7 protein-coding genes are annotated in these 7,699 nt (G+C 71.8%); 2 read left to right on the plus strand and 5 right to left on the minus strand.

Annotation, left to right across the window (positions count from 1 at the left end; all coding sequences use genetic code 11):
- Nucleotides 1-43 precede the first annotated feature (43 nt).
- The 5 genes from EHS43_RS07455 to EHS43_RS07475 are packed head-to-tail and all read right to left on the minus strand — an operon-like array spanning nucleotide 44 to nucleotide 5,288.
- On the minus strand, nucleotides 44-928 hold the full coding sequence (locus tag EHS43_RS07455; RefSeq protein WP_125189735.1) for a glycosyltransferase family 2 protein: 885 nt from the start codon (nucleotides 926-928) through the stop codon (nucleotides 44-46).
- A complete protein-coding gene (locus EHS43_RS07460; protein ID WP_125189736.1) occupies nucleotides 925-1,704 on the minus strand; it encodes a CDP-alcohol phosphatidyltransferase family protein in 780 nt (259 codons plus the stop codon). Before EHS43_RS07460 ends, EHS43_RS07455 begins: the two co-directional genes overlap by 4 nt.
- Nucleotides 1,682-2,743: an iron-containing alcohol dehydrogenase family protein gene (locus EHS43_RS07465; RefSeq protein ID WP_125189737.1), complete on the minus strand. Its 1,062-nt coding sequence runs from the start codon at nucleotides 2,741-2,743 to the stop codon at nucleotides 1,682-1,684. Before EHS43_RS07465 ends, EHS43_RS07460 begins: the two co-directional genes overlap by 23 nt.
- On the minus strand, nucleotides 2,731-3,483 hold the full coding sequence (locus tag EHS43_RS07470; protein ID WP_125189738.1) for a sugar phosphate nucleotidyltransferase: 753 nt from the start codon (nucleotides 3,481-3,483) through the stop codon (nucleotides 2,731-2,733). Before EHS43_RS07470 ends, EHS43_RS07465 begins: the two co-directional genes overlap by 13 nt.
- On the minus strand, nucleotides 3,480-5,288 hold the full coding sequence (locus EHS43_RS07475; RefSeq protein WP_125189739.1) for a DUF5941 domain-containing protein: 1,809 nt from the start codon (nucleotides 5,286-5,288) through the stop codon (nucleotides 3,480-3,482). The genes EHS43_RS07470 and EHS43_RS07475 overlap by 4 nt, the downstream gene beginning before the upstream one ends.
- 277 nt (nucleotides 5,289-5,565) lie before the next feature.
- Between EHS43_RS07475 and galE the strand changes: the two genes are divergently transcribed.
- Together galE and EHS43_RS07485 are read left to right on the plus strand one after the other, a co-directional pair.
- On the plus strand, nucleotides 5,566-6,534 hold the full coding sequence (galE, locus tag EHS43_RS07480; RefSeq protein WP_125189740.1) for a UDP-glucose 4-epimerase GalE: 969 nt from the start codon (nucleotides 5,566-5,568) through the stop codon (nucleotides 6,532-6,534).
- Nucleotides 6,535-6,681: 147 nt separating this feature from the next.
- Nucleotides 6,682-7,617, plus strand: coding sequence for a cation diffusion facilitator family transporter (locus EHS43_RS07485; RefSeq protein ID WP_125189741.1), 936 nt, complete (start codon nucleotides 6,682-6,684; stop codon nucleotides 7,615-7,617).
- The last annotated feature ends 82 nt before the right edge of the window (nucleotides 7,618-7,699 follow it).

Consider the following 7,699-nt stretch of genomic DNA (forward strand, 5'->3'; position numbering starts at 1 on the left):
GGAGGCCGGGGTGCGGCCCCGGCCGCTCTCGGCAACGAGCTTGTCAGATGACCGGGGGCCGGCCCAGTCGGGTCAGTCGCCAGACGGTACGCCACTTCATCGGGCGGCGCGGTCCGCAGGGCGTGCTCCAGCCTTCCCGGAAGCCGCCGAACCATGCCTTCAGGGCGGGCCGCGAGGGGCGGCGCGCGAGCGTCAGCAGCATCCAGACGCCCAGGTAGACCGGGACGAGGAGCGCGGGCAGGTTGCGGCGGGCGAGCCAGACGCGGTTGCGCGCGACCATGCGGTGGTAGACCGCGTGCCGCGAGGGCGCGGTCGTCGGGTGGTACAGCACCATGTCGGACCGGTAGTCGATCATCCAGCCCGCGTCGAGGGCCCGCCATGCCAGGTCGGTTTCCTCGTGGGCGTAGAAGAACTCGTCCGGGAGGCCGCCGACCTCGGCGAGGACCTGGGTGCGTACGGCGTTGGCGCCGCCGAGGAAGGTGGTGACCCGGGAGGAGCGCATGGGGTCGGCGGCCCGCAGCCGCGGGACGTGCCGGCGCTGGGTGATGCCGGTCTCGGGGTCGGCGATGCGGAAGCTGACGATGCCGAGCCGCGGGTCGGCCGTGAAGGCCTGGCGGCACAGTTCGGCGGTGTCGTGGTTCGGCAGGAGGCCGTCGTCGTCCAGGAAGAGCAATATGTCGACGTCGCGACCGCTGGGGCCGAAGGCCTCGATGCCGACGTTGCGGCCGCCGGGGATGCCGAGGTTCTCGGGCAGCTCGATGGTGCGCACGCCCTCGGGGACGTCCGGGACGGGCGAGCCGTTGCCGACGACGACCACCTCGACTCGGTCGCCGTCCTGCTTGGCGACCGAGTCGAGCAGGGCGCGCAGCTCCTCGGGGCGGTTGCCCATGGTGATGATGACCGCGCCGACCTTCATGCCGCCGCTCACTTCAGCCTGCTGGAGGCGAGGATCGACACCAGGTGCAGCAGGGTCTGGAGCATGGCGATACCGGCGAGCACCGCGACCCCGAGCCGCGTGAAGAACAGGTCGCCCCGCATCTGGTCGGCGATCGCCAGGACCAGGATCAGCAGGGACGCCTCTATGCCGAGGATCAGCCGGTGGAACTTGAGCAGCGAGGCGGCCCTGCGGGCCAGCGCCATGCCCGAGGAGCGCATCTCGGCGGCCGACTCCTGCACGGGCGGCTTGCCGGCCTGGTGCCTGGCGACGCCCACCAGGTCGGTCTCGGCCTTGATGAGGATCGCGCCGAGCGCGGCCAGGGTGCCGAGGAAGGCCCACAGCCAGTCGATACGGCCGCTGCCCCACAGGTCGGCGGCGCGCAGACCGAAGCCGACGAGCACGGCCGCGTCGGTCAGGTAGGCGCCGACCCGGTCCAGGTAGACGCCGTTGAGCGAGTACTGCTTCTTCCAGCGCGCGATCTCGCCGTCGACGCAGTCCAGCAGCAGGTACATCTGGACGCACACCACGCCGAGGACGGCGCCCGGGATCCCCGGCACGAGCAGTGCCGGGGCCGCGAGGACACCGAAGACGGTCATCAGGTACGTGAGCTGGTTGGGCGTGACCCTGGTGTTCACCAGGTAGCGGTCCACCCGCAGGGACACCTCACGCATGTAGAGGCGTCCCATCCAGTGCTCACCGCTGCGCCGGTCCTTGACCCCAGCGGGGTGGACGACCGGACGGAGTTCAGCTACCGATGGCCTTGACATAGTCGGTGTAGATGTCCTTGATCTGGTCGGTCTTGAGGTCGAGGTGTTCGAGGATGGTGTAGCGGCCGGGGCGGGTCTGCGGAGCGAACTCCACGGCGCGCACGAACTCCGCGGGCGTGAAGCCGATCTCCTCCGGCAGCACCGGAAGTCCGTGCCGGCGCAGTACTCCGGCCATGTAGGCCGCTTCCTCGTGGGCTCCGCGCAGGTACATCGCGAAGGCCGCGCCCAGGCCGCACTGCTCGCCGTGGGCGGCGGCACGCCTGGGGTAGAGCAGGTCGAACGCGTGGTTGATCTCGTGGCACGAGCCGGACGCGGGCCGTGAGTCGCCCGAGATCGACATCGCGACGCCGGTGAGGACCAGGGCTTCGGCGAGCACCTGGAGGAAGTCGTTGTCCCCGACGCCTCCCGGGTGCCGCAGCACGGCCTCGCCGGCCTGGCGGGCCATGGCGGCCGCGAGCCCGTCGATCTTCTCGCCCTTGACGCGGTTCGCCAGCTCCCAGTCGGCGATCGCGTTGATGTTGGAGACCGCGTCGCCGATGCCCGCGCGCACGAAGCGCACCGGGGCCTCGCGGATGACGTCGAGGTCGATGACGGCCGCTATCGGGTTGGGCACGCCGTAGGAGCCGCGACCCGCGTCGTTGTCGAGGGTCGCGACGGGCGAGCACAGGCCGTCGTGCGCGAGGTTGGTCGGTACCGCGACCAGGGGCAGGCCGACGCGTGCGGCGGCGAACTTGGCGCAGTCGATGATCTTGCCGCCGCCCAGTCCGACGACCGCGTCGTAGTGACCGGCCTTCATGTCGCCGGCCAGGCGGATCGCGTCGTCCAGGGTGCCGCCGTCGACCTCGTACCAGGTGGCCCCGGGCAGCGAGGGCTCCAGCCGCTCGCGCAGCCTGGCGCCCGAGCCGCCGCTGACCGCGACGGCCAGCTTGCCGGAGTGCGAGATCCGCTCGTCGGCGAGCACGCAGGCCAGGTCGTCGAGGGCACCCGGGCGGATGTCCACGACGACCGGTGAGGGGATCAGCCTTGTCAGTACCGGCACGCGATCTCCCGTCCACGGGCGAGGTCGTCGTGGTTGTCGATCTCCACCCACGGGACGTCGCCGATCGGCGCGACGTCGATGCGGAAGCCGCGGTTCACGAGCTCCTGGTAGCCGTGCTCGTAGAACTGCTGCGGGTCGGTCTCCCAGACCGCCTTGAGCGCGTCGGCCAGCTCGGGGGCGGCGTCGCCCTCGATGAGGGTGACGCCGATGTACTCGCCGGTGGCCTCGGCGGGGTCCATCAGCTTGGTGATCTTCGTCATGCCCCGCTGGGGGTCGACGACGACCTTCATCTCCTCGTCGGCGAGGTTCTTCACCGTGTCCAGGGCGAGGATGATCCGGCGGCCCTCGCCCCGCGCGGCGAGCAGCGTCTTCTCGACGGAGACCGGGTGCACGGTGTCGCCGTTGGCGAGGATCACACCGTCCTTGAGGGCGTCACGGCCGCACCACAGGGAGTAGGCGTTGTTCCACTCCTCGGCCTTGTCGTTGTCGATGAGGGTGAGCTTGAGGCCGTACTTCGCCTCCAGGGCCGCCTTGCGCTCGTAGACGGCCTCCTTGCGGTAGCCGACGATGACCGCGACCTCGGTCAGGCCGATCTCGGCGAAGTTGGCGAGGGTGAGGTCCAGAACCGTGGGTTCGCCCTCTATGCCCGCGGGCCCCACCGGCACCAGAGCCTTGGGAAGGCTGTCGGTGTAGGGGCGCAGTCGGCGTCCGGCGCCGGCCGCCAGCACGAGGCCGATCATGCGGGTTCTCCTTCGTCGTGTACGGCGGGCGCCCCAGCGGACACCCAGAAGCGGATGCTCTCGACGAGCACCAGCAGGGCCACGGCCACGGCCAGGACCGTGAGTGCGACCGTGAACTGCGAGGCGGTGAGCAGCGCGGCCAGAACGGTGACGAGCAGAACCCGTCCCTCGTGCCCCCCGACGGCGCGCACCAGCCAGGCCGGGGGCGCTCCGGCGTTGCCGCGGATGCGGTACACCGTGTCGTAGTGATGGTAGGCGACGGCGGCCACCAGGCCGAAAGCCGCGGGAAGCGCCCCGTTCACGTCCGCTTCGGCCGCGAGCAGCAGGACGGTGCCGTACTCCGCGGCGCGGAAGAAGGGGGGGACGAGCCAGTCGAGGGCGCCCTTGAGGGGGCGGGCGACGGCGAGGCCCGAGGTGACGGTGTAGATCACGGCGCCGACCACGGCCAGCGGTCCGCCGAAGCCGGGCTGCCAGGCCAGGCCCACGAGGACGAGACCGCCGAGCAGGGCGAGAACGGGGGCGGCGAATCCGGGCAGGCGGCGGGCGGGAGCCCTGAGGAGCCCGGCGACGGCCTGCGCGAGCGGGCCCGAGTCGGCGAGGTCCGCGAGCGCCTGCGCGGCCCGGTCGGTCCGTCGTGCCCTGCGGGTCAGCGACCGCAGCACGCGGCCCGCCGTGGTGTACGTCGCCGCGAAGGCGCACCCGATGAGCAGGGCGTAGAAGGTGATCCGCGGAGTCGTCAGCGCGGTCAGCACCGCGATCATCGCCCAGCGCTCGCCGATGGGCAGGACGATCATCCGCCGCACCCACACCGTCCAGCCGACGCTGTCGAGCTTGTCCGAAAGGGCCGCGGTGGGGCTGGTGTTGGCGGTCGCGTCGTGGTTGGCCTCGTTGAAGGAGAAGTCGACGACGTGCCGGCAGGTCTGGAGGACCATCGCGCCGAGGGCCAGCGCCCACACGTCGTCGCCGCCGCGAGCCGCTCCCAGGGCGAGGCCGGCGTAGTAGGCGTACTCCTTGGCCCGGTCGAAGGTGGCGTCGAGCCAGGCACCGAGCGTGGAGTACTGCAGGGAGTAGCGGGCGAGCTGGCCGTCGGTGCAGTCCAGGACGAAGGACGCGATGAGCAGGACGCCCGCGGCGACGAAGCCGCCCCGGGTGCCGGTGGCCGCGCAGGCCGCCGCGACGAGCGCGGTGATCAGCGACGCCGTGGTGACCTGGTTCGGGGTCAGGCCGCGGCGGGCGCACCAGCGGGCGATGTAGCGGGAGTAGGGGCTGATGAAGTGCGTGGTGAAGAAACCGTCGCGGGACTTCACGGCGGACTTCAGGCGTACGGCCTCGTCGTCGACGTCCGCGACGGCCTGCCGTGCCTCGTTGCGGGCCTGGGGGTCGGCGGGGACGGCGGCGACCAGGCTGCCGAGCTCGGGGCGGTGGACCTCGGCGCCGTCGTCGGCCAGCGCGGTGACGAGGCGGTCGGGCAGGCTGTCGACGGCGACTGCGGTGCCGCCGCCCGCGGAGTTCTCGCGGGCCAGCGCGCGGGTCAGGGTCGCGCGGCCGTCGGGCTGCGCGGTGACGGCGCCGGGCAGCGCGGCGAGGGAGAAGCGCGGGTCGGTCAGGCCCAGGCGCAGCGCGTGCACGTGGCCGACGAACCGGGCGTCGACGACGGCGACGCGCTGGTCGCAGGGTGCCTCGGCGACCAGCCGCTCGGCGTCGGCGGCGTCCACGGCGACCCGCACGTCGAAGCCGAGGGCCCGCAGATCACCCTCGATCGACGAACCGGGGACCGGCTGACCGGTGAGGATGGCGGTCGACAACCGAACTCACTCCCTGGGTGCCGACGCGCGGGCGCCGGTCATGTGCACGATGGGGGCGCCCCTTGGCTGGACCAGGCGGGCGGCATGTCGGCAGAGGCTATCGGATGCCAAGAGGGCGGCGTTCACCGCCCGTTAACGGACCGATCAACAGCGTCTCCCCCGGCCTTTGCCGCGATCATCATCGGTGATCCGGGCCCCCGCCCACAAACCGCGCCCCACAGAGCGGACATCCGGGACATCGGGGCAGCGCGGGAGCGTCGGCATAGGGTGGACGACCATGACGTGGCTGATCACCGGCGGTGCCGGGTACATAGGGGCGCATGTGGCGCGAGCCATGACGGGGGCCGGGGAACGGGTGCTCGTCCTGGACGACCTCTCGGCGGGGGTGCCCGCGCGGCTGCCCGCCGACGTGCCGCTGGTCCGCGGCTCCTCGCTGGACGGCGGCCTGCTCAAGCGGGTGCTGGCCGAGCACGCGGTGACGGGTGTGGTGCATCTTGCGGCGCGCAAGGAGGTCGCCGAGTCGGTGGCGCAGCCCACCCGCTACTACCAGGAGAACGTCGGCGGGCTGGCGACCCTCCTGGAGGCGGTGGCCGAGGCCGGGATCGACCGTTTCCTCTTCTCCTCCTCGGCGGCCGTCTACGGCAACCCCGATGTGGGGCTGATCACGGAGGAGACGCCCTGCGCGCCCGTGAACCCGTACGGCGAGACGAAGCTCGCCGGGGAGTGGCTGGTGCGGGCGGCGGGGCAGGCACACGGGATCTCCACCGTCTGCCTGCGGTACTTCAACGTCGCCGGGGCCGCGGCGCCGGAGCTCGCGGACACCGGTGTCTTCAACATCGTGCCCATGGTCTTCGACCGCCTCACCCGCGACGAGGCCCCGCGGATCTTCGGCGACGACTATCCGACGCCGGACGGCACCTGCGTGCGGGACTACATCCACGTGTCCGACCTCGCCGAGGCGCATCTCGCGGCGGCCCGGCGGCTCTCCGACGGGGGCGGGGCCGGCGACCTGACAGTCAACATCGGTCGCGGCGAGGGCGTCTCCGTACGGGAGATGGTCACGGTGATCGGCGAGGTGACCGGAGACCGACGGCCCGCGGTCGTGGAGCCCCGGCGCCCCGGGGACGCACCCGTGTCGGTGGCGTCGGCCGCCCTGGCCGCCGAGGCGCTCGGCTGGAGCGCGCGGCGAGGGGTGCGCGAGATGATCGAGTCCGCCTGGCACGGCTGGCAGCTGCACCACGGGTGAGACTGCCCCGCCCTGACCTGCGTTTCGTTTCCGCAGGTCAGGGCACATGACAACGGTGTTCAGTGCCGCGTTGCCGGATACCCCCCACCCGTAGTTCACTGTGATCCCGGGCGGGCTGTCCGGATCGACACGCAGGAGGCGGCTTCCATGGGGGCAGGGCACGACCACGGGCACACGCACGCGCCCGTCGGCGGTACGGCGACCGCCGCGTACGTCGGCAGGCTGCGGGTGGCGTTGTCGATCACGCTCACCGTCATGGTGGTGGAGATCGTGGGCGGCGTCGTCGCCGACTCCCTGGCCCTGGTCGCCGACGCGGCACACATGGCGACGGACGCGCTGGGCCTCGGCATGGCCCTCCTCGCCATCCACTTCGCGAACCGCCCCGCGACCGGCAACCGCACCTTCGGGTACGCCCGCGCGGAGATCCTCGCCGCCCTCGCGAACTGCCTGCTGCTGCTCGGCGTGGGCGGCTACGTCCTGTACGAGGCGATCCAGCGGTTCGTCACGCCGGCCGACACCGAGGGCGGGCTGACCATCGTCTTCGGCGCGATCGGCCTGGTCGCGAACATGATCTCGCTGACCCTGCTGATGCGCGGCCAGAAGGAGAGCCTGAACGTGCGCGGGGCGTTCCTGGAAGTCGCGGCGGACGCGCTGGGCTCGCTCGCGGTGATCGTCTCGGCGGCGGTGATCCTGACCACCGGCTGGCAGGCCGCCGACCCGATCGCCTCGCTCGTCATCGGCCTGATGATCGTGCCGCGCACCTTCAAGCTGCTGCGCGAGACCCTCGACGTCCTGCTGGAGTCCGCTCCCAAGGACGTCGACATGACGGAGGTGCGGACCCACATCCTGGCCCTGGACGGGGTGGAGGACGTCCATGACCTGCACGCCTGGACGATCACCTCGGGGATGCCGGTGCTCTCGGCGCACGTGGTCGTGCGCTCCGACCTGCTCAGCGCCACGGGCCACGAGAAGATGCTGCACGAGCTCCAGAACTGCCTCGGCGACCACTTCGACGTGGAGCACTGCACCTTCCAGCTGGAGCCGGGCGGGCACGCGGAGCACGAGGCGCATCTGTGCCACTGACACACGTGTACGGTGCATGAAACGCCTGTTCCGGCGGAATGCAGCGATCCGGCGCGTCCGCGCGTCCTCCCTCCCACAGTCC

It is taken from the genome of Streptomyces sp. RP5T (assembly GCF_003933965.1).
In the GTDB taxonomy this organism is placed as follows: domain Bacteria; phylum Actinomycetota; class Actinomycetes; order Streptomycetales; family Streptomycetaceae; genus Streptomyces.